Origin of the sequence: Corynebacterium sp. MSK047 (genome assembly GCF_030232285.1) — a bacterium.
GTDB lineage: Bacteria > Actinomycetota > Actinomycetes > Mycobacteriales > Mycobacteriaceae > Corynebacterium > Corynebacterium jeikeium_D.
Genome location: NZ_JASPJI010000014.1, coordinates 60,568 through 80,429, shown reverse-complemented (window position 1 = coordinate 80,429; position 19,862 = coordinate 60,568). Strand labels below are relative to the sequence as shown.

At 59.0% G+C, this 19,862-nt stretch carries 19 protein-coding genes; 8 read left to right on the top strand and 11 right to left on the bottom strand.

Annotated elements, in window-relative coordinates:
* Positions 1-85: 85 nt before the first annotated feature.
* On the top strand, positions 86-568 hold the full coding sequence (locus QP981_RS07200; protein WP_284857714.1) for a hypothetical protein: 483 nt from the start codon (positions 86-88) through the stop codon (positions 566-568).
* A 261-nt stretch (positions 569-829) separates the two neighbouring features.
* Here the strand turns inward: QP981_RS07200 and QP981_RS07195 are convergent, their stop codons facing one another.
* From QP981_RS07195 to QP981_RS07170, 6 genes are all read right to left on the bottom strand, one after another.
* Positions 830-2,026, bottom strand: coding sequence for a globin domain-containing protein (locus tag QP981_RS07195; RefSeq protein WP_284857713.1), 1,197 nt, complete (start codon positions 2,024-2,026; stop codon positions 830-832).
* 192 nt (positions 2,027-2,218) lie between these two features.
* Positions 2,219-2,692 (bottom strand): Rrf2 family transcriptional regulator, encoded by a 474-nt coding sequence (locus tag QP981_RS07190; protein ID WP_070605254.1) that lies wholly within the window; start codon positions 2,690-2,692, stop codon positions 2,219-2,221.
* A 112-nt stretch (positions 2,693-2,804) separates the two neighbouring features.
* Entirely contained in the window at positions 2,805-4,640 is a 1,836-nt protein-coding gene (locus QP981_RS07185) for a phosphoenolpyruvate carboxykinase (GTP) (protein WP_049171801.1), read from the bottom strand.
* Between the two features lie 299 nt (positions 4,641-4,939).
* Entirely contained in the window at positions 4,940-5,365 is a 426-nt protein-coding gene (locus QP981_RS07180; protein WP_101688136.1) for a DUF6802 family protein, read from the bottom strand.
* 34 nt (positions 5,366-5,399) lie between these two features.
* Positions 5,400-6,428: a hypothetical protein gene (locus QP981_RS07175; RefSeq protein ID WP_284857712.1), complete on the bottom strand. Its 1,029-nt coding sequence runs from the start codon at positions 6,426-6,428 to the stop codon at positions 5,400-5,402.
* Complete coding sequence (locus QP981_RS07170; RefSeq protein ID WP_147719421.1) at positions 6,410-6,952, bottom strand: hypothetical protein; 543 nt, start codon at positions 6,950-6,952, stop codon at positions 6,410-6,412. Before QP981_RS07170 ends, QP981_RS07175 begins: the two co-directional genes overlap by 19 nt.
* Positions 6,953-7,276: 324 nt before the next feature.
* On the opposite strand from QP981_RS07170, the gene trmB reads away from it, so the two are divergent.
* From trmB to QP981_RS07135, 7 genes are all read left to right on the top strand, one after another.
* Complete coding sequence (trmB, locus tag QP981_RS07165; protein WP_284857711.1) at positions 7,277-8,125, top strand: tRNA (guanosine(46)-N7)-methyltransferase TrmB; 849 nt, start codon at positions 7,277-7,279, stop codon at positions 8,123-8,125.
* A 4-nt stretch (positions 8,126-8,129) separates the two neighbouring features.
* A complete protein-coding gene (locus tag QP981_RS07160) occupies positions 8,130-8,813 on the top strand; it encodes an NYN domain-containing protein (RefSeq protein WP_005510460.1) in 684 nt (227 codons plus the stop codon).
* Between the two features lie 122 nt (positions 8,814-8,935).
* The gene (locus QP981_RS07155) at positions 8,936-9,916 is read left to right on the top strand and encodes a lysylphosphatidylglycerol synthase transmembrane domain-containing protein (protein WP_242458653.1); all 981 of its coding nucleotides are present in this window, start codon (positions 8,936-8,938) and stop codon (positions 9,914-9,916) included.
* Positions 9,917-9,978: 62 nt separating this feature from the next.
* Positions 9,979-10,350 (top strand): DUF3054 domain-containing protein, encoded by a 372-nt coding sequence (locus QP981_RS07150; protein WP_016421636.1) that lies wholly within the window; start codon positions 9,979-9,981, stop codon positions 10,348-10,350.
* 87 nt (positions 10,351-10,437) lie between these two features.
* Positions 10,438-11,964 (top strand): peptide MFS transporter, encoded by a 1,527-nt coding sequence (locus tag QP981_RS07145; protein ID WP_284857710.1) that lies wholly within the window; start codon positions 10,438-10,440, stop codon positions 11,962-11,964.
* A 237-nt stretch (positions 11,965-12,201) separates the two neighbouring features.
* Complete coding sequence (locus QP981_RS07140; RefSeq protein ID WP_016421638.1) at positions 12,202-12,471, top strand: ACT domain-containing protein; 270 nt, start codon at positions 12,202-12,204, stop codon at positions 12,469-12,471.
* A gap of 14 nt (positions 12,472-12,485) precedes the next feature.
* Positions 12,486-13,850, top strand: coding sequence for a PFL family protein (locus QP981_RS07135; protein ID WP_048734261.1), 1,365 nt, complete (start codon positions 12,486-12,488; stop codon positions 13,848-13,850).
* Between the two features lie 18 nt (positions 13,851-13,868).
* On the opposite strand, the gene QP981_RS07130 is transcribed toward QP981_RS07135, so the two are convergent.
* From QP981_RS07130 to QP981_RS07110, 5 genes are all read right to left on the bottom strand, one after another.
* Positions 13,869-14,426, bottom strand: a complete 558-nt coding sequence (locus QP981_RS07130) for a TM2 domain-containing protein (RefSeq protein WP_016421640.1) — start codon at positions 14,424-14,426, stop codon at positions 13,869-13,871.
* Between the two features lie 212 nt (positions 14,427-14,638).
* Entirely contained in the window at positions 14,639-15,562 is a 924-nt protein-coding gene (locus tag QP981_RS07125; protein ID WP_284857709.1) for a cutinase family protein, read from the bottom strand.
* 5 nt (positions 15,563-15,567) lie between these two features.
* Positions 15,568-16,056 (bottom strand): DUF732 domain-containing protein, encoded by a 489-nt coding sequence (locus tag QP981_RS07120; protein ID WP_016421642.1) that lies wholly within the window; start codon positions 16,054-16,056, stop codon positions 15,568-15,570.
* A gap of 37 nt (positions 16,057-16,093) precedes the next feature.
* Positions 16,094-18,205, bottom strand: a complete 2,112-nt coding sequence (locus tag QP981_RS07115) for an alpha/beta hydrolase-fold protein (RefSeq protein WP_049193154.1) — start codon at positions 18,203-18,205, stop codon at positions 16,094-16,096.
* Between the two features lie 549 nt (positions 18,206-18,754).
* Complete coding sequence (locus QP981_RS07110; RefSeq protein ID WP_049193152.1) at positions 18,755-19,798, bottom strand: alpha/beta hydrolase; 1,044 nt, start codon at positions 19,796-19,798, stop codon at positions 18,755-18,757.
* Between the last annotated feature and the right edge of the window lie 64 nt (positions 19,799-19,862).

The following is a 19,862-nucleotide window of genomic DNA, read 5'->3' as shown; positions in this document are numbered from 1 at the left end:
CCACTACATCTTGCGGTGCTTGATCCACTCCGGACAGCTGCAGGGGAAGATCAACGCACTCTAAAAACGGAAGAGCCGGCAAACTTTGCGCAAACCATCTAAAGTTTTTTTGGGAGTAGCTACAATCCTGCTCACGTCACTCACACCATCTTTCGCGTATGCTGCACCCACTAACTGGCACCTCGAATCCACAGCTACCGCGCCAACGCCTCAAAAAAACATCACTGGCACCTTCAGAAGTGCAGACGGAACAACCTGGGCTCCAGGTGGCGCTGGCGCCACTAGCACACTCACGGTTAACGGAAAGAGTAACCATGTAGATAGTGCGGGTGTTGCTTACAACACCGTCAGCACGTCACCCAGCAATGCCTGCGTGGATAAATTTGAAATTGCATACTATCAAAATGGAATCCGCAAAACTAAAGAAGCGGGGCCAAATTGTGCACCGATCCGAACAAGCCACCGTTTCGAGCTGAATGAAGATATTGATAATCAAAGCAGTTTTTGCGGCCGAGTTTTAGTTGGCGGAGTTTGGGGAAATTACGCTTGCGTTCAAATTAAAAAGTAGGTGATTTTTACAATGGGAATCGGTGAAATTTTACTCTCGATCGTCATTATTGCAGTGCTTTTGATTATTCCTGCATTGTTAATCACTGCAATTGTGCTGCTTTATAAGATTTACAAGAACAGCGAAAACGAGAAATAACGCACTCTCAAAAATGGCTAGTCCCCTCCGACTGACCATGCACACACGAAAAAATGACCAGCCACGGGTATACATCGCGGCTGGTCATTCGGTTTTATTTGTGACGACGGTGCAGTTGTGGCATTAAGCGTCTAGCAGCCAATCGTTCGGGCTGAACAGCTCGAAGTGAACGTTATCGCGAGCAACACCGCGATCGGCGAGCTGCTGGCGAATGGCCTGCAGGAAGCCATTGCCACCACAGAGGTAGTACTGAGCGCCCTCCGGCAGCTCCATATCCGCCAGATTCATCAAATCCGGCTCGTACCACACCTGCTGGCGAGCATTGGCCAATGCGGCGACAGCATTGTCACGCTCTGCACGTAGCGCATCAGCGTTCTCAGCGCGGTCCGCGTGGAGAACGACAACATCACGCTTAGAGTCGGCAGCCACCAGGGCATCCAGCATGCCGATCATAGGAGTGGCGCCAATACCTGCGGAAATGAGTACCACCGGGTCATCGGACTTGGTGTCCAGCACCAGGTCACCTGCCGGCAGAGAGATCTCGATGGCATCGCCCGGCTGCACCTTTTCCCACAGCTGTGTGGAAACCTCGCCAGCCGGCAGGTCCTCGGAGGCATCGACACGACGAACCGCGAAGGTCAGAACACCTTCCTTGCCGCCGACCAGAGAGTATTGACGTAGCTGGCCGGCGCCGTCCGGCATGGTCTGACGCACGGAAATGTACTGTCCCGGGAGGTAGGAAACGGGGGTTTCGTCGTCAAGCTTGACGGAGAATACTGCGACATCATCACCGCGGTCTTCACGAGAGACGACGTGAGCGGCGCGGAAAACATCACCTGCTTCGACGCCGAGGTCGTCATAGAGCCCCTTCTCGAAGTCGATGAGAACACGCTGCATCTCCAGGTAGACGGCATCCCATGCGTCGCGGACAGCCCCCTGAAAGACCTCTGGGGTGAGGATTTCCTCGATGGCATCGAAGAGGTGCTTGTGCACGATTGGGTACTGCTCCGGCTTGATACCAACGGAAATGTGCTTGTGGCCGATGCGGGAAAGCAGTTCCTCCGGGGCAGGAGCGTCTGGGTCGACCAGGGTAGCTGCGAAGGTAGCGACGGATGCCGCCAGCGCCTTCTGCTGAGCCCCCTGCTTCTGGTTGCCGCGGTTGAAGGTATCGGCAATGAGTTCGGGGTGAGCAGCGAACATCCGGTTGTAGAAGTTCGGCGTGATTTTCTCGATGTTGGCACCGACGACGGGCAGGGTTTGGGTGACGACTTCGGCCTGCTCTGGAGTCAGGCCGTTCTTGTTGACATTCAGGTTTGGCATGACTTCACCCTATCACTATATTGCGCATTTTGTTTGCGCAATATAGTTTGTTGGCGCCAAAATTAGTCTTTGCAGTTGCGAATCAACCGCTTTTAGCTGCAGAAACGGCGCCACCGAAAGTTTTGACAGACAGGCTTCGACAGCACCACTCTCAGCTCTTTTCGAATCGAAATCAGGCCTTCAGCTCTACGCCTAAACCGGACGAATATTCAGCCGAGAACCCTCGGGCGCGCTAGCTCCCTCGGGAGTATCACCATCCGCACCATCAACCGGCTTGGCGGGAATGAGATCCGCAATCAACACCGGATCCAGCGCGGCGAAGAACGCCTCCTGCGCGGCCGCTAACTTGCCACGCAACAGGCACGTCGGCAGCAATGGGCAGTCAGTGCCGACACAATCGACGACCTCGTTGTTTTCCAGAGTGCGCAGCAGCTTGCCGACGGATTTTTCCGTAGCCGAATCTCGCAGATAGATGCCACCATTGCGCCCCTTGACCGCTTCCAAGAAGCCGAGCTCCACAAGCCGCGAGACAACCTTGGAAACATGCGCGCGAGACGCATTGAGAGACTCCGCTACCTCGGCAGCGGTGTATTTGCGCCCCAGCTCCCCCATCGCCATCAAAGTGATGACACGCAGGCTCAAATCAGAGAAAAGCGTTAGTTGCATTGCGTGTCATCCTTCATCGTTGTACTGCACAAACCACCCCCTTGCCAGCCACTTCGGGCAACAAGGGGGTGGTTCTAGGTTCTAGCTTTTAGCAAGGCTAGCTAGCAAGATCTTAGTCCTGCAGGCTCTTCTCGATACGGGCCTTCAGAGCCTCGAACTCGTCCCAGACCTCCTGCGGAACGCGGTCGCCGAGGAACTTCAGCCACTCCTCGTTGTCCGGGAGGTCACCCTGCCACTTAGCAGCCGGTGCCTTCAGGGCTTCCTTGACATCGGCGAAGTCGATGTCCAGGCCAGTCAGGTCCAGGTCCTCTGCCTTAGCGGTGTGACCAACAACGGTCTCCTTGGCGCCAACACGGCCCTCAATGCGGTCGATGATCCACTTGAGAACACGGGAGTTGTCGCCGAAGCCCGGCCACAGGAAGCGACCGTCTTCGCCGCGGCGGAACCAGTTGACCAGGAAGACCTCTGGCATCTTGTCGCCGCCCTTGACACCCATGTCAATCCAGTGCTGCAGGTAGTCACCGACGTTGTAGCCAATGAACGGCAGCATTGCCATCGGGTCGTGACGCAGGGAGCCAACCTTAGCCTCAGCGGAAGCAGCGGTCTGACCGGAAGCCAGGGTTGCACCGATGAAGGTTGCGTGGTTCCAGGACAGAGCCTGGGTCACCAGCGGCACAGTGTCTGGGCGACGGCCACCGAACAGGATGGCGTCAATCGGGACACCCTGCGGGTCGTCATACTCCGGTGCAGCGACCGGGCACTGCGAAATCGGGGTGCAGTAACGGGAGTTCGGGTGCGAGGACAGCTCGTCGGAATCCGGAGTCCAGTCATTGCCCTTCCAGTCAATGAGGTGCTCCGGCTTGCCTTCCATGCCTTCCCACCAGACGTCGCCATCGTCGGTCAGTGCGACGTTGGTGAACAGGGTGTTACCGGCCTCCATAGTCTTCATGGCGTTCGGGTTGGAGGAGTAGTTGGTACCCGGTGCAACACCGAAGAAGCCGTTCTCCGGGTTGACAGCGTACAGGCGGCCGTCCTCACCGAACTTCAGCCATGCGATGTCGTCACCGACGACCTCGGCCTTCCAGCCCTCGATGGTCGGAGTCAGCATAGCCAGGTTGGTCTTACCACATGCAGACGGGAATGCAGCGGCGATGTGGTAGGCCTTGCCCTCTGGGTTGGTGAGCTTCAGGATGAGCATGTGCTCAGCCATCCAGCCCTCTTCCTTGGCCATGACCGAAGCGATACGCAGTGCGTAGCACTTCTTGGCCAGGATGGCGTTTCCGCCGTAGCCGGAACCGTAGGACCAAATCTCCTTGGTCTCCGGGAACTGGGTGATGTACTTCTCATCGTTGCACGGCCATGCAACGTCCTCCTGGCCTTCCTCCAGCGGAGCGCCAACGGAGTGCAGAGCGTGGACGAAGTCTCCGTCCGGACCAATCTTGTCCAGGGCATCCTGACCCATGCGGGTCATGATTCGCATGGAGAGAACCACGTACTCCGAGTCGGTCAGCTGAACACCCAGCTTCGGCTCCGGGTCGGTAATCGGACCCATGCAGAACGGAACGACGAACATGGTGCGACCCTTCATGGAACCGCGGTAGTGCTCGGTCATTTCCTTCTTCAGCTCGACCGGATCCGCCCAATTGTTGGTCGGGCCAGCATCCTCTTCCTTTTCAGAAGCGATGAACGTGCGGGACTCCACACGAGCAACGTCCTTCGGGTTAGAGCGGGCAAGGAAAGAGTTCGGGCGCTTTTCCTCATTCAGCTTGATAAGAGTTCCCTTATCAACCAGGTCCTGGGTAAGGCGGTTCCACTCTTCTTCCGAGCCATCAGCAAAGACAACCTTGTCTGGCTGGGTCAGTTCTACGACCTCAGCAATCCAGCGCAGCAGTTCGGCGTTCTCGGTCGGGGCCTGGCCCTCGAGACCAGGAATAGAAGGTGCGGACATCAGTTCTCCTGACTCATTGATTCGCGTCTTAATTTAAGGCTACCGGGGGATACCGAAAGTTGCCGGGCCCCACATCGACAATCGGCTCGTTCCCTCATTTGCAAGCCGTTACATCACAGCTTTACAACAATTAATTTTCCCCGCCCCATTCTTGCGACCTGTTCATTTATGGACATAACCAGCGAATAAGGCCAGCCTCACCACATAAATTTACAACCATTAACCCTTTGGCTGCAGTTACCCCCATTTGTAAGCAACCGAGACACGGGTACCCCCGCGCGCAGCGGTTCCCAAAGTCGTCAGTCCCAGCTGCCCCGCGCGGACTGCTCCCATGAGTACGCATCCCACTTCCCCGCTGCTGATGCCGATTCCACTGCCGCTCCGCCCATCGCGTCAGCAGCCCTCACATCATCACTGCTCCAAGACTCCCAAGTGCCGTCAAAACGGACCGTCGTAACGTGATCCACCGTGCCGTCACCGTCCAGATCCGAATAGATTGACAACCCGGAGTCGTCGGCAAGCGTAATTGACCCCTCGTCGTCGCCGAGGTCGTAGAGCTGCCCATCGACCTCCACGACCAACCCGGCGCCACCAACGTCCGCAGACTGCCCATCAATCGGCGTCGCCGCCTCCAAACCACACGGCGTAGCGGGCGAACGCACCTCCACCCCGCCCTCGGACGCGGGTTGGTCGGAAAAGTACTGCAGTAATGAAAACTCATCCATCGTGATATCCCCCTATTTCTCTTGGCCGTCACGGCTATCGTGCAGGCGCTCCGGTGTACTCCGCCAGCTGCTCTATTCGCCATCCCGGACCCCGCGCACCAAGGGCTTCGCGCACCGTCATCTCCACGGACTGTGTCCATTTTCGCCGCAGATGGGCGAGGTAATTTGCCCGCCACTGCGCGGTGCGTTGGCGTGCGTTACGACGAATCGTTGCGCCCACCGCCACCACCGCAACGCCGAGGCCTATTGCAAGTGCGGCCAGCTGCGCCGCAAGCGTCGGCACCCCAACCCACATCAGCACCCCGTGGACAATCCGCACTGCGCCGACCGCCACGCCAAGCGAGGCCACCGCCACCAGCGCGTCCATGGCATAACTGGGGCGAGCCGGACTTTCTGGGGCGGGCACCGGGATTTCCACATGAAGGCCCAATTCGTCGCCACACCGCTGCTGCAGCCGCGTCGCTGCAATTTCGGCACGGCCCTGAAGTTCCGCTTGGTCACCCGCGGGGCCGTCAGCCACTTCCTGGAGCGCATCCCGCACTGCACTCTCAGCTGCCAACTGCATCTTCCGCTGCAATCGCGCCGCCGCCCCGGCTCCGCGCGATCGCTCCTGCGCCAGCTGAGCTCGCACGTTTCGAGCCCGGCGCGGACTCAGTGTTTCCCCCGAGTTTCTGGGCGGGCCTTCTGCCAGCAGAACCAGGGTTCTGGCCATCCTCTCGTCCAGCGCTCCCATCGGGATTGTGCTGTCGATTTCCTGACGCCAGGCCTCGGCATACTCACCATTGCCAATCAGGCCAACTGCAACGCGGCCGGTGGCCTGGCTAATTGCTGCAACCGTGCTGACGCACTCCCGCGTGGGCTGCACCTCGCTGTCTGCAACATAGAGCACGACGGCGCTGCGTTTATCCACAAACTCCAGCCGACGTGGCGGCGTCGCAGTGTCAACAATCTGCGAGAAGTCCGCGCGGTCCGCCGCGTCCCCGGCTTTGGTGACAAGGAGCGGTGGCTGCTCAGACCCCTCCGCCGAGACCGGGCGTGGCTCAACTACGTCCGGTGTTGCCATAGCAACTCCTCCAGGCTGTCTCTAGCCGCGGGAAAGGCTGCCGCGATCTCAGTCAACTGCACTGCGAGTAGCCCGTCATCATCGCGTGATTCGTCTTCCGCACCGTAGCGTTCAGCAATCTTCCGCAACGCGGAGCTGAACAAAAAGGTGTGTTCAGCTGTCTCGTTTGTGGTGATGTCGCAATACTCGTCGGCAAGCGAATGGCGAATCGGTTGTTGCTCAATGACCAGCGCGACAGGGGCGGACAGCTTGTCGGCCAGCTCCGCGTGACATTGCGAAAATGCCTCGCGCACAGCGGTTTCGCGCACGCCCCTGCGCAATCGCGCGCAGATTATCGGTGGCCGTTTCTCGCGCTCAAGCGCCTTGGCGACGCACACCTCCGCGCCGCTCGTGTTAGCGGTGTCCGAGTGCGCGGCCTGCCGTGATGACAGCCAGTCCACCACAGCAGCGCGCAACGACGACGATGTAGATCCCGTTGACGGCTGTGTTGTTTCCGTGACATCAGTTGCGGAAATAAGGTCCATCCGGCCTAGTCCCCTCCCATAAATCCCCTGCGTGGTTTAGTTAAAACCTGCGTAACCCCCATACGGCCCGTGAGCCAGATTCCGCGCCCTGAAACGCTGCGCTAGGCAGACCCCAAGCGCCGCTTCAACCAACGAATAAGCGCGGCTTCGCGTTCAGCCTACAGCGGACCGCGGATTCGGCAAGTCGACAAAACAACTTTCCCCGCCGTGCCGCCTATTCAGGACGACGCGGCATCGTCAACCGGCGTGAAACCGCCAGGACAACAACAAAAATCCTAGGGGCAATGATTGGATAGTTGGCCGATGTCGTGGACAATAGGGAACGTGACTACTTCTGATTTTTCTGAAAATATCGAACAGCCTGCGGTTTCGCAGGAATCTGAACCATCGCCAACTCGTGCAGACGAGCAGGCGGAGCAACCGCATGAGCGCCAGCCGAAGAAGGGCGAATTGCCTGCAGGTCGTCCGGAAAAGACCCAATTCGACGATGGTCTTGACTACCCGCGCATCGGCAATCTGTCCTTCCGCCGAGGCACTTTGACTCCCAACCAAGAAAAGATCTGGGAAGATAACTGGGACACGTACGGCAAGGTCCTCTCCGACGAGGTCATCGACGTGGAGGAATGGTTCGGCCGCAAGGGACCGACCATCGTCGAGATCGGCTGCGGCACCGGCACGTCCACCGTGGCTATGGCTCCGCAAGAACCGGACCACAACATCATCGCCGTTGAGCTTTACCGCCCTGGCCTGGCGAAACTGCTCTCCGCCACCGTGCGCAATGAGGTGTCGAACATCCGCATGGTCCGCGGCGACGGCGTCGAGGTCCTGCAGCGCATGATCGAGCCGGAGTCGCTGGCCGGCGTGCGCCTGTTCTTCCCGGATCCGTGGCCGAAGGCACGCCACCACAAGCGCCGCATTGTGCAGTCCGGCACGTTGCGCCTAATTTCTTCGCGTCTGAAGCCCGGCGGCATTTTCCACGCCGCCACCGACCATGCGGACTACGCAGAGTGGATTGAGGAACTCCGCGAGGTCGAGCCGACGCTCGAGCCCATCGACTGGCCCTGGCCGGAATCCCCCATGCTTCTCGACCGACCGACGACCAAGTTCGAAGCCCGCGGCCTGAACCTCGACCACGACATCCACGAGTTCATCTGGCGCAAGAAAGAGGCATAGGAACATGAGCACTACCCAGAACACCTCTGCCAGCTACAACACCACTGAAACGCACCCCACCGCGCTGCTCGTGTGGGACGCCCCGAACTTGGACATGGGGCTCGGCGCCATTTTGGGCTCCCGCCCGACCGCCGCGCACCGCCCCCGCTTCGACGCCGTGGGCAAATGGCTTATCGACGAAGCCGAGCGCGTATCCCACAAAATCGGTTCCGATGTCCTCCCCGAAGCCACGGTATTCACCAACGTCAACCCGGGCTCAGCGGAGATTGTCCGCCCCTGGGTCGAGGCTCTGCGCAATGTCGGTTTCGCGGTCTTCGCAAAGCCGAAGATCGAAGAGGACACCGACGTTGACCCGGACATGATTGCGCACATCCAACGGCGTTACGACGAGGGCGTGTTGCGCAGTGTCGTCGTTGCGTCCGCCGATGGCCAGAATTTCCAGGAGCTGCTGGAAAAGCTCGCATCCGAGGGGATTCGGGTAACCGTCATCGGTTTTCACGAGCACGCTTCCTGGGCGCTGGCCTCCGATGCGATTCGCTTCGTTGACCTGGAGGAAATCAAGGGCGTCTTCCGCGAGCCGCTACCGCGTATCGATCTCGACCGCCTGCCTGATGGCGGTGCGTGGCTGCAGCCGTTCCGTCCGCTCACGTCGTTGCTCAAAGAGCGCGACGGCAAGAACGACGACTAGGGAGACCACCGCGGCGACGTCTAGGGAGACGAGCAGGAAGACGAACAGGCTTCTTATTTATGTCACGACTTAAAAAAGTCCTCAAAACTGGCAATTCGAGCTGGCTACGATCGATAATCCTCGTGGCTCTCGTGATTGCCGGTATCGTCCTGACGGTAAGAAACTGGGACAGCGTCGTCCAGGGGCTCCAAATCCTTGCGGATGTCGACGCTAAGTGGCTGTTCATCGCCATTTTTTCCGTGGCTTTTTCGCTCTACGCGATGGCGGAAGTGATGCGTCTGCTGTTGCGAGCTGGAGGCGTAAAAGCAGCCACTCGCCGTAGCACCAATGCCCTAACCCTCGCATCCAACGCGTGGGCGGTCACCGTTCCCGGTGGTGCCGCATTCTCCACGGCGCTGCAGATTAAGCGCATGATGCAGTGGGGCGCATCCGCGGTCCTTGTCAGCTGGTTCGTGCTTTTTTCGGGCGCGTTGTCGTTTTTAGGTCTGGCATTTCTGGGGCTTGGCAGCCTCTTCTTCGTCGGACAGGGTGGCACGACCGCGGTGCTCATCGCTATGGCAATTGCGGTGTTACTGGCCACCATTTTGCTGTGGCGGATTTCCCAGAACCCGGCTTTTCTCAACAAGACAGGCGCGTGGTGTCTGCGTGTCTTTAACAAGATTCGAAAGAAGCCCGCGGACACCGATGTCGACCGACTTGAAGAGTCCGTCAAACAGCTGACCAGCGTGAAGTTGCCCGTGCAAACTTTAGCTCTTTCCTTCACCTGGTCCTTTATCAACTGGGTCGCGGAAATTGTCTGTCTCTACGCCGCCATCCGTGCCGTTGGTGTCGATGACATCTCCGCTACGAAGGTGCTGCTGGCCTTCGTAACCGGCAAGCTCGCAGGTTTCATCCAGGCCACACCGGGCGGCATCGGCACTGTCGAGGCCGCTTTGACCGCGGCTCTCATCGCAGGCGGCACCACCGGCGCCGAGGCCTTTGCAGCGGTGCTGGTCTACCGCATCGTTTCCTTCGTCCTGGTGGCAATTGTGGGCTGGATTATCTACGCCCTCGGCTTCGACCACAAAGATCAGCCCGAGCACCAGCCAGTCGCTGACCGCTAATGGCTGCCTCGCCGCTGGTCGCTGGTCACCCACCAATCTGAGGGGTCGCTAGACTAAGAAGCATGAACACACGCGTATCGACGTTCTTGATTGACATCCTCGCCATCTTTATTTTCGCCGTGTTAGCGCGCCTGGCTCACAACACTCCCGAGGATCCTTTTACCTTCATCAATATCCTCGATACCTGGTGGCCGTTCGCATTCGGTGTCCTCCTGGGCACCGCGCTGATTAAGAACGAGCCGAACCCGCGTGCAGTGAGTTCAGGCGCAATTGTGTGGCTCGGCACTGTCGTCGTCGGCCTAGCTGTGTGGGCCACCCGCAATTCGGCAGTCCCGCACTGGTCCTTCATTCTGGTTGCCTCAGTCATGAGCGCCTTGCTGCTGCTGGGTTGGCGAGCAGCGTCGAATGCGGTTGCTCGTAAGTCTCTGGACTAAGCCTTCGGACCCATCCCTAACCCTTCGGTTTAGTTCACTGACTAAATCTGGTTTTTAATTTTTGCACTCCGCCTCGATAATTGAAGAATGGACAAATCTTCTGACGAGGCGCTCGGCAATCAACCAACTGCTGAGACCCAACGAACTCATAACCCCGCAGGGGCCAGCGAAGACCGCACCTTCATGGGCCAACCGTGGGGTCTCGCCAACCTCTTCGGCATCGAAATGTGGGAGCGCTTCAGCTTCTACGGCATGCAGGCCATCCTGGCTTTCTACATGTACTACGAGACCACTCAGGGCGGTCTCGGCCTGGACAAGGGTGCTGCTACCTCCATCGTCGGTGCTTACGGCGGTCTTGTCTACATGGCCGCACTCGTTGCCTCTCTGGTTGCTGACCGTATCCTTGGCTCGGAGCGGACACTGTTCTACTCCGCCATCCTGGTCATGTTTGGCCACATCTCCTTGGCATTCATCCCCGGCGTGATTGGCCTGGCTATTGGCCTTGTCTCCATCGCAATCGGCTCCGGCGGCGTGAAGACCAACGCACAGGTCGTGCTGGGTCAGCTCTACGCCAAGGACGACCCGCGTCGTGACGCCGGCTTCTCCATCTTCTACATGGGCGTCAATATCGGCGCCCTGTTCGGCCCACTGCTCACCGGCTGGATCTGGGGCATGAAGGGCTTCCACTGGGGCTTCGGCCTGGCCGCTATCGGTATGGCTGCCGGTCTGATTCAGTACATCCTGATGCGCAAGTCCACCATCGCCGAGGCTGGCCATGAGATTCCGAACCCGCTGCCGAAGAAGCAGTACCCGGTATGGATTGGCATCGCAGTGGTCATCACTGTTGTCTCGGTTACGCTGGTTTCCACCGGAATTGTTCCGGTCACGACTCTTTCCACTGTGGTCACAGTGATTGCACTGATCGCCGCTGTGGTGCTGTGGTGGCAGATGTACTCCTCGCCACTTACGACGAAATCGGAGAAGACTCGCCTGGTCGGTTTCATCCCGATGTTCGTCTCGGGCGTGCTGTTCTTCGGTATCTTCCAGCAGCAGTTCACGGTGCTGGCCATCTACTCGGACATCCGCCTCGACCGCGAGATCTTCGGTTGGGAAATGTCCCCGGCCTGGATTAACTCGATCAACCCGATCTTCATCATCGCCTTCTCGATGGTCTTTGCAGCCGCCTGGTCCAAGCTTGGTGACCGCCAGTGGTCCACCCCAGTGAAGTTCGGTGTCGCCAACATCATCATCGGTATCTCGCTGTTCTTCTTCATCCCATTCTCCGGTGGCGGTGAGAACTCCACTCCGCTGTATGCAATTATCTGGATTCTCTTCCTGTTCACCATGGGTGAGCTCATGCTGAGCCCGGTCGGCAACGCCCTTGCTACCAAGGTCGCTCCGGCGGCATTCCCGTCGCGCATGATGGCCGTCTGGCTGATGGCAGTCGCTATGGGTACTTCGCTGGCAGGCACCCTGGCCGGCTTCTACAACTATGAGGATGCCGCTGCTGAGAACACCTTCTTCATCACCCTGGGTATCGCCTCGGTTGTCCTGGGCCTGATTCTGCTCGCACTGCGCAAGTGGATTGTCAAGGAGTTCGTCGACGTCCGGTAGGGCTGGCTCCGTAAGGCTGGCCCCCGCTCTGGCACAGCCCACGCCCACGCCCCCTCCCCTCCTCCCCACTTCACGACACCTATGTCACCTCATGCCGCCTCCACAGATGGCACGAGGTGACATAGGTGTCGTGAAGTGTTTTTGGGTGGCCCTGAACATGCTTCGCCACAAACTTGCCACCAGCACAACCGCCATCCACAGATTTTTCCCACCTCCCCACCGGCTAAAATTGAGGCCATGTTTGCCATCATTACCGTCACCGGCGAGGATCACACCGGCATCATCGCCGCCGTCACCACTGCTCTGGCGGAGCAGGACGTCAACATCGTCGATGTTTCCCAGACCCTCATGGATAAATGGTTCACCATGATCCTGCGGGTGGAGTTCAACGAGAAGGCCACCCCTATCAGCACGCTGCAGGGTTACATGGATTCCGTCGGCAAGCGGGAGGGGCTTGTCATTCGAATCCAGTCTGAGGCGCTGTTCAACGCCGTCAACGAGATTTAAAGGGCGCGACCAGGATGGATTTCAACTTCGCGCAATCTAAGTTCCTCGACACCATTGACATGATCGAGAAGTACCGTCTGGACATCCGGACGGTCACCATGGGCATTTCCCTGCTCGAGTGCTCTCGCTCTGAAATGGAAGCCACCGCACAGGCGGTGTATGACCGCGTAACCAGGCAGGCCGCTCGCCTCGTGGAGGTCTGCGAGGGTATCGAGGCGGAGCTGGGCATTCCGATCGTCAATAAGCGCATCTCCGTCACACCAGTTTCCCTCATCACGGCCGGTTGCGAAGGCGATCCCACAGTGGTTGCCAAGGCGCTCGACCGCGCCGCCCGCGATTCTGGGGTGAACTTCCTCGGCGGCTACTCGGCGCTCGTCGAAAAGGGCGCGACCACCAGCGAGAAGTGGCTCATCGACTCCATTCCCCACGCTCTTAGCGAGACCGAATTGGTGTGCAGTTCGGTCAACGTTGCGTCGTCACGCGCGGGCATCAACATGGATGCGGTGCGCCGCATGGGCGAGGTAGTGAAGGAAGCTGCGGCGCAAACCGCTGACCGCAGCTCGATTGCCTGTGCCAAGCTGGTGGTTTTCGCCAATGCGGTGGGCGACAATCCTTTCATGGCCGGCGCGTTCCACGGCGTTGGGGAGCCAGATTGTGTCGTGTCCGTCGGCGTTTCGGGTCCGGGCGTGGTCGATCGCGCGCTCGGCGATCTGCAGGGCGCCAGCTTTAACGAAGTCGCCGAGGAGATTAAGAAGGCGGCGTTCAAGATCACGCGCACGGGTCAGCTGGTCGGCACGATGGCGTCGGAGCGCCTGGGCGTGCCTTTTGGCATCGTGGACCTCTCGCTCGCGCCGACTGCAGAGATGGGCGACTCCGTCGCTCATATTCTCGAGCACATGGGGTTGGAGCAGGTCGGCACGCACGGCACCACTGCCGCGCTGGCACTGCTTAACGACGCCGTCAAGAAAGGCGGCCTGATGGCGTGTTCACGCGTCGGTGGACTGTCCGGGTCGTTCATTCCGGTCTCTGAGGACAAGGGCATGATTGATGCTGTGCGCGCGGGGTCGATCAGCATGGACAAGCTGGAGGCGATGACCTCTATTTGCTCGGTGGGCTTCGACATGATTGCGATTCCCGGTGACACGCCTGCGACCACGATTTCCGGCATGATTGCCGACGAGGCCGCCATCGGTGTGATGAACCACAAGACCACCGCAGCCCGCCTCATTCCGGTGCCGGGTACCAAGCCGGGCGATGAGGTGAACTTCGGTGGTCTGCTCGGCTACGCGCCGGTCATTGATGTCAATGCCAAGGGCAATGCCGAGTTCATTGCCCGCGGCGGCTACATCCCCGCGCCGGTGCACGGCTTCAGGAACTAGCGGATTCGGACGAGGCTCCTACGATTGCAGGCGGCGCCCATTTGCGTCATAGGCGTAGGAGCCGCTACCGACGAGAATCAAAATGAACTCGATAAATGCCCAAATGCTGACGCCGATAATGAGGAAGAAGCCAACCAGGAAGATGGCGGTAATCCAGCCGAATACCGTCAGTGCTAGCTGAATAGCACCACGCGAGTTGTGCCCCAAGTAGAAATTGTGAACACCCAGGGTGCCCAGGAAGAAAGCAAGCAGAGCCGCTGCAATCTTGGACTTATCCGAGACAGGGGAACCTGCCACCCCGTAGCCCTGGTGCGGGTTCGGGCCGCCGAAGCCAGCGGAATACGCCGGCGCCTGCTGGTTTGGGTAACCACTCTGATACGGATTCGAGTACCCGTTGTGGAAATTGTGCTGGCTCGGGTCCTGATAGCCCTGCCCCACGTTCGGCTGCTGCGGTGGGTATGGATCCGAGTACGGCATACCGGAGCTGTAAGCACCCGAGCTGTTAGCGAACTTCCCCTTGGACCTCGGCATACCGTCTTCGTCGAAATCTCCATATGGGTTTGTCGGATTCGTCATTGCACCCTACCTTTTCGCCTAGATTTCCCCGGTCATGAACAGCAGTTCCTTGGGCGATAATAACCGGTTCCGTCAGACTGCTTCCTGCAACTTTGTCAATTTCTTTCGAAATTTTAGCGAAACTGTTGTTTTGGAACATTAAACACCAGTTCTTGAGCAAGATTCTAACAGCAAGTCCCCGTCGGGGGCGTCTCGCACATTTCGAGCTGCCTCTACCGCGCCAGCGATTGCTCAATCAGTTCGCGAGCCCAACCCTCAGTCCAGGCCAGCGGAGTCGTCCCCGGAATTGCCACATCATTCGTGGCGTAGGTCGCGTGCGCACCCGCGCCGGTAATCATCTCCTGCGCTCGTGCAATCGCATCGGCCACTCCCGGAGGCACATCACAGAAGGAGTCCGATGGCACGCAGACATTCTGGACCTTGTCATTAAGAGGACCAAAGCCGTCTCGTGGACCGCGCATCGTCGCGCCCGGAACCACAGCCTGCACAATGCCGCCAAGCGGCTGCAATGACAGCTCGACGCCCACACCAGCCAGCGGAACGCCCTGGTTCACGCCCTGATTGGGGTCACGCCGCGGGTCGCCCAACAGAGCCACGCCCGCAATGCGCTCGGCCGGAACGACACCGCGGCCATTGCCGATGTCAGAGGCCAAATCACCTGCAATAGCGGCACCCTGGGAGAAGCCCATCAGGACGAAGTCCGTCAGTGGACACTGCCCGTGCAAGTCAGCCATTTCCTTAGCGGTGACATCGCGCCCGACTGCCTGCGAATCATCGTAAGTGAGTTGGTCGGGCAGCTGATGCGTCTTGATCTGTGCCGGGTACGGCGTAGTCCAGACCTTGACATCGCCCTCCGAGTAGGACCCTGAGATCGAGTTCGTCAGGCCAAGCAGCAGCGAATGCGGGTTCGCGGTCGGGGCCATCGGATCATCGTCAGCACGCGATTCCGCAGTTCCGGGCACCGCGATAACTTCTACCGCCGGGCACCACTCGGGCTGTTCAGCCAGAACCCCGCTATCGTCGCCGGGGGTCGGTGGGGTTTGACCGCCTTGGTCGTCGTTAAGCCATTGCACTACGCCGAAGCCAATAGCGGCCACCAGCACAATGACCGCCAGAATTGTCAGCACTTTACGCATGAGTGCTAGCAATACGCCTTTTTAGCGGAGCTTGCAATAGTCTTCGCCACTTCCTCGGCGCTTTCCTGTGAGCGCCCCTGGGCGACCAGCTGCCCGGCAATCGCCAGCGCGATGACTTCACGCTCCTCCTCCGGTGCGTCCGCGCATGCCGCGCGACCTGTGCCGATGAGCTGATCCTCCACCCCATCAACATCGATTCCCGCTTTTTCCAGCGCTCCGAGGTATGAATCGTCCGCCTCGCTGAGCTTCATCTGCCCATCGGGCGCTTCGTCCACGCGCTTAGCTTGGGGATCTGTGATCTCCGGCGCAGACTTTTCGCTCGACTTCGGCGCAGAAGTCTTCGTGCTTGACGACGTCGTGGAGGTCTTCGTAGTCGTCGACGAGGTGACCTCCGAAGATTCCACTGTGGAACTGCCACAGGCGGCCACTCCGAAGGTCAGCAGCGCAACAGCTGTGGTTGTAGCCAGTGTCCGGAAGGACTTGTTCATGGACATTTGTCTATCCCTTATTCAGTGCCCTGCTTTGGTTGGCTTACTTGTCATCACCGTTGTCGGCGGCTGGGGCCGGCGCTTCTGGCTTATTGCGCTCTTCGACAATCTTGCCGTTGAGCTGACGAATCCAGCCACCCTCGAACTGCTGCTCAAGACCGCCGGCCTTGACTGGCTGCAGTGGGCCGACCGGGTAGCCGAACGGGCCATTTTCGTAGCCAGTGCTGCCCCAGTGGTCAGTGATGTCGTTGGAGCGCACCGGCTGTGCACCAGTTTCCGGAGTCCAGTAAATGGCACCGTGTTCGAAGCGCTGGAAAGCGCCGCGGGCGAGCTTGACCTCGTCGCCGTCGACAGGCAGACCCAGATCGGACTCAGCGCCACCGAGCTCCTTGTAGACACGGCCGATTTCACCACGCACGATGCGAGGTTCTTCGCCGCCGATCTTGACGATGGTGCCACCCTGGAAGTCCTGGGCGACACCGCCCGGAATATCGCGGTGGTTGGCGACTGGGTAGCCCAGCGGACCGGTCTCGAAGCCGGCCTTGCCCCAGACGTTCATAATGTCGCCGGTGACTTCGTGGGCTCCGCCTTCCGGAGTCCAGTAAATCGAACCCTTTTCGAAGTGAACGAAGCGTCCCGAGCCATCCGGCGTAGCCAGTTCGTTGGTCACTGGGTAGCCGAGCGGCGAGGACGGACCACCGAGCTCGTTGTAACGCGAACCGATGCGCCCCCAGACCACATGTGCCCCGGAATCCGGGTGCCAGTAGGCGGTACCGCCGGTAAAGTCCTGAGCCACGCCATTCTTGGCGACACCATACTCATCCGACAGGCAGGTGCCAATTCCCGGCAGAGATGCAACGGCCTTCTCAATCTCGCCACCTACGCGGCAGACAGCGCCACGATCGGACTCCGGCAACTGCAGTGCATCGGCCAGCGTTGGCCAGGCCTGACTGACCTCGAATTGCCAGTACGGCCAGGTGTGAGTACCCGAGCTCCGGAAGTTCACAACCGGCTCGACGCCCTTTTCGCGAGCATTTCGGATGAAGGTCTCACTGGTCATGCGGGAAAGCACTTCCAATGCGTAACCGGTCGGATTGTCCGGCTTCGTCGGATCGATCTGCGACGGCACGTCCCACTCACCGGTGTTGCCGTTACCCGCCGAGATGTACAGCGACATGCCCTTGAGCTTGTCGATGTTCAGCTTCGGATCATTGTCCTTCCAACGCTGCGAACCGAGCGGGCCCCACATCTTCGTCGCGTCATAGCCACCGGTGTTCTTCATCGCCAGAGAGATTGCCTGCGGCATGCCCGGCGAAGTCATATCCAGGTAACCAGAGAGGCTACCGGCAAACTTCCACAGCTCCGGAGAGTGTGCTGCAACGTTGTAAGCACCGGTAGCTCCCATGGAGATACCGATAATGCCGCGTTCATCGTTGCCGCGGAAGCCGTTGGTGATAACCGGCACGAGCTCCTTAGTAATGAAGCTCTCCCACTTGTAGTTCTGACCGTTATCCGGCTGATCCCAGTCAGAGTAGAAGGACGATGTACCGCCGGCGGGCATAACCACCAGGACATTCTTGTCCTCGTAGAAGCGCTCGATATTGGTAGCGCGAATCCAACCGGAGTAGTCATCAAACGATGCCATACCGTCAAGGTGATAGACGCTCGGGAATGTGCGCTCCTTGTCGCGGTACCAATCGCGCGGCAGCAAAATCTCAACCTGAATTGGCTTCTCCGGCATGGCAGCCGAGCGAATGTGCGCAATGACGTGGTGATCTGTGTACCACTCGACCTTGTCTACGCTGACTCCGCTGGGCAGGTTCGCCACTGCGGGAGTATCGACTTTAAATGGCGTACGCTCCGGCCCTGGCATCGGCTTCGGCATACCCAGGCCAGGTAGCTGCGCACCAGCAGCTTGCGCTGCTTCAGCGGCCTTAGCAAGGTCTCCCAGGTCTTCAGATTGAGCCAACTGCCCCTGAACGGCCTGAAGTTCCTCGTAGCTAGGCAGACCTGGCTGAGCTGGCTCGGGAGCCGCCACTGCAGCAGGGGCACCGAGAGCGAGAGTCAACGGTAGTGCCAAAAGTGCGGTCAACGCCCGCGATGACTTCCGGCTGTTGCCGAGGCCACCACGGAGGAATCTAGCGGTTACGCGCATAAGAGGGCTTCCCTTTACAAAGTCGCTGGTTGAAATTATTTGAGACGTTGAGTGTTGCACCGGCGCCGGTTAGGCACCTGCAGATAGCATCACGCGGCGCTAGAGCTATGCGTTTACCGTTCGGCTTCGCAGAATTACGTGGTGACCAGCAACGTATCCGAAGGTTCCCCTCCTCCGGCGTGCCGCTGCACGAAGAATCTCACACACGTTCTGCGAAACAAACGGTATAGCTACCTGAATAGCTTCACCCTTTACTTTAAGGTTCGACTCTCATGTTTACCCTCTTACGGGTAAAAACCGTGGAGACACACGCAAAAGGAACTGAATTCAAGCTTTGACAGCGCAACTCTTTGCGCCCCTCTGTAGGCCGTTACCCACACCTTCCGCTCAGCATCCAAACCCGGACTCGACACAGAAAAAAGACCAATCCCAACAAAAGGATTGGTCTTTCTTCAAAATTGAGACTTCTTAAGAAGCTAGCCCCTTTAAGAAGTCATCCAGCACCAGCGCTAGGTCAGCGCGCCAGAGCGCCCTGAAATAACTATCGACCTAAAGGCCCAGCGCCCGAAGAATGTGCGGGCGAGCAAGCGCGGCATCACGGCCCCACAGCTCCCACGAGTGGATACCGTTCGGGCTGTAGACAAACTGCGCATTGAGGCCGGCAGCGCGAGCATCCTGCTCAAAGCGCTGCGTCGAAGCGCGGGATACGGACTCCATCACGGCACGCCAGACGGTGTCAGGGAGCTGCGGCACCGGACGGTTCAAAACCTCCGGATCACTCCACAGGCTCTGAACACCCTGGGCGGAGGAAACATACATCGGCAGCCCCTTGAGCTGGTCGAGCAGCATCGAAGGGTCATGGGCCTGGCGTTCCGCCGAAGCCGGAACCGGAAGACCCCACATGCCAGTCGGATTCACTACACCAGTGCTAGCCACCATTGCAGTGGTACCCGTAGCAACTACCTCGTTCGACATCTGGTAGTAACCGGACAGCGAAGTAACATGCTTGAACTGGTCACGGTGGCGGGCTGCCAAAGAAACCGCCGCAGCCGCCCCCATGGACAAACCAGCGATTGCGTTGCGGTTCGGGTTGACACCAAACTCACGCTGCAGATAGACCGGCAGCTCCTGAGTCAGGAAGGTCTCCCACTTCTGGATCTTCGGACCCTCAGCAGTCACAGCCGGGGTATTCCAGTCGGTGTAGAAGGAGCCATCGCCAGCAGCCGGCGCAACCAGAGTGATGTTGTCATTGGCGAAGGTCTGAGCAATGTGACCCGACCAAATCCAACCGGACGCGCCCTTATTAAAGCCCCACAGACCGTCGAGCATGTACAGGGACGCATCGCCGCCACCAGTAGCCGCCTTAATCTGAACCGGAATATTGCGGTTCATAGCCGGCGAGAAGACCTGGCAGTACTGAACCCACCAGTTGTATGGATCCCACTCACAGCCTGGACGCAGTCGATCACGGTTTGGATCAGCACTCGCATCCTTCGCGGATGCGAGCATGATGCCACCAAACACCATTGCAACAGCCACAAGGGCAGCTACGACCTTCACCGTGAAGTTACGACTCACTGCAGTAAAGCTCATCGTTCTCCTCTTTACTTTCGGACTTACCTCCGCGCCAGACTTTTCGGAGGCAGTCGCTTACGCG

What these genes read in the sequence shown, in the direction of transcription:
- QP981_RS07190 (WP_070605254.1), bottom strand. Translation starts at nt 2,692, where the DNA reads ATGCAACTAACGCTTTTCTCTGATTTGAGCCTGCGTGTCATCACTTTG.
- QP981_RS07160 (WP_005510460.1), top strand. Translation starts at nt 8,130, where the DNA reads ATGAGCACTACCCAGAACACCTCTGCCAGCTACAACACCACTGAAACG.
- QP981_RS07140 (WP_016421638.1), top strand. Translation starts at nt 12,202, where the DNA reads ATGTTTGCCATCATTACCGTCACCGGCGAGGATCACACCGGCATCATC.
- QP981_RS07145 (WP_284857710.1), top strand. Translation starts at nt 10,438, where the DNA reads ATGGACAAATCTTCTGACGAGGCGCTCGGCAATCAACCAACTGCTGAG.
- QP981_RS07110 (WP_049193152.1), bottom strand. Translation starts at nt 19,798, where the DNA reads ATGAGCTTTACTGCAGTGAGTCGTAACTTCACGGTGAAGGTCGTAGCT.
- QP981_RS07195 (WP_284857713.1), bottom strand. Translation starts at nt 2,026, where the DNA reads ATGCCAAACCTGAATGTCAACAAGAACGGCCTGACTCCAGAGCAGGCC.
- QP981_RS07120 (WP_016421642.1), bottom strand. Translation starts at nt 16,056, where the DNA reads ATGTCCATGAACAAGTCCTTCCGGACACTGGCTACAACCACAGCTGTT.
- QP981_RS07185 (WP_049171801.1), bottom strand. Translation starts at nt 4,640, where the DNA reads ATGTCCGCACCTTCTATTCCTGGTCTCGAGGGCCAGGCCCCGACCGAG.
- QP981_RS07180 (WP_101688136.1), bottom strand. Translation starts at nt 5,365, where the DNA reads ATGGATGAGTTTTCATTACTGCAGTACTTTTCCGACCAACCCGCGTCC.
- QP981_RS07115 (WP_049193154.1), bottom strand. Translation starts at nt 18,205, where the DNA reads ATGCGCGTAACCGCTAGATTCCTCCGTGGTGGCCTCGGCAACAGCCGG.
- QP981_RS07170 (WP_147719421.1), bottom strand. Translation starts at nt 6,952, where the DNA reads ATGGACCTTATTTCCGCAACTGATGTCACGGAAACAACACAGCCGTCA.
- QP981_RS07130 (WP_016421640.1), bottom strand. Translation starts at nt 14,426, where the DNA reads ATGACGAATCCGACAAACCCATATGGAGATTTCGACGAAGACGGTATG.
- QP981_RS07125 (WP_284857709.1), bottom strand. Translation starts at nt 15,562, where the DNA reads ATGCGTAAAGTGCTGACAATTCTGGCGGTCATTGTGCTGGTGGCCGCT.
- QP981_RS07135 (WP_048734261.1), top strand. Translation starts at nt 12,486, where the DNA reads ATGGATTTCAACTTCGCGCAATCTAAGTTCCTCGACACCATTGACATG.
- QP981_RS07175 (WP_284857712.1), bottom strand. Translation starts at nt 6,428, where the DNA reads ATGGCAACACCGGACGTAGTTGAGCCACGCCCGGTCTCGGCGGAGGGG.
- QP981_RS07150 (WP_016421636.1), top strand. Translation starts at nt 9,979, where the DNA reads ATGAACACACGCGTATCGACGTTCTTGATTGACATCCTCGCCATCTTT.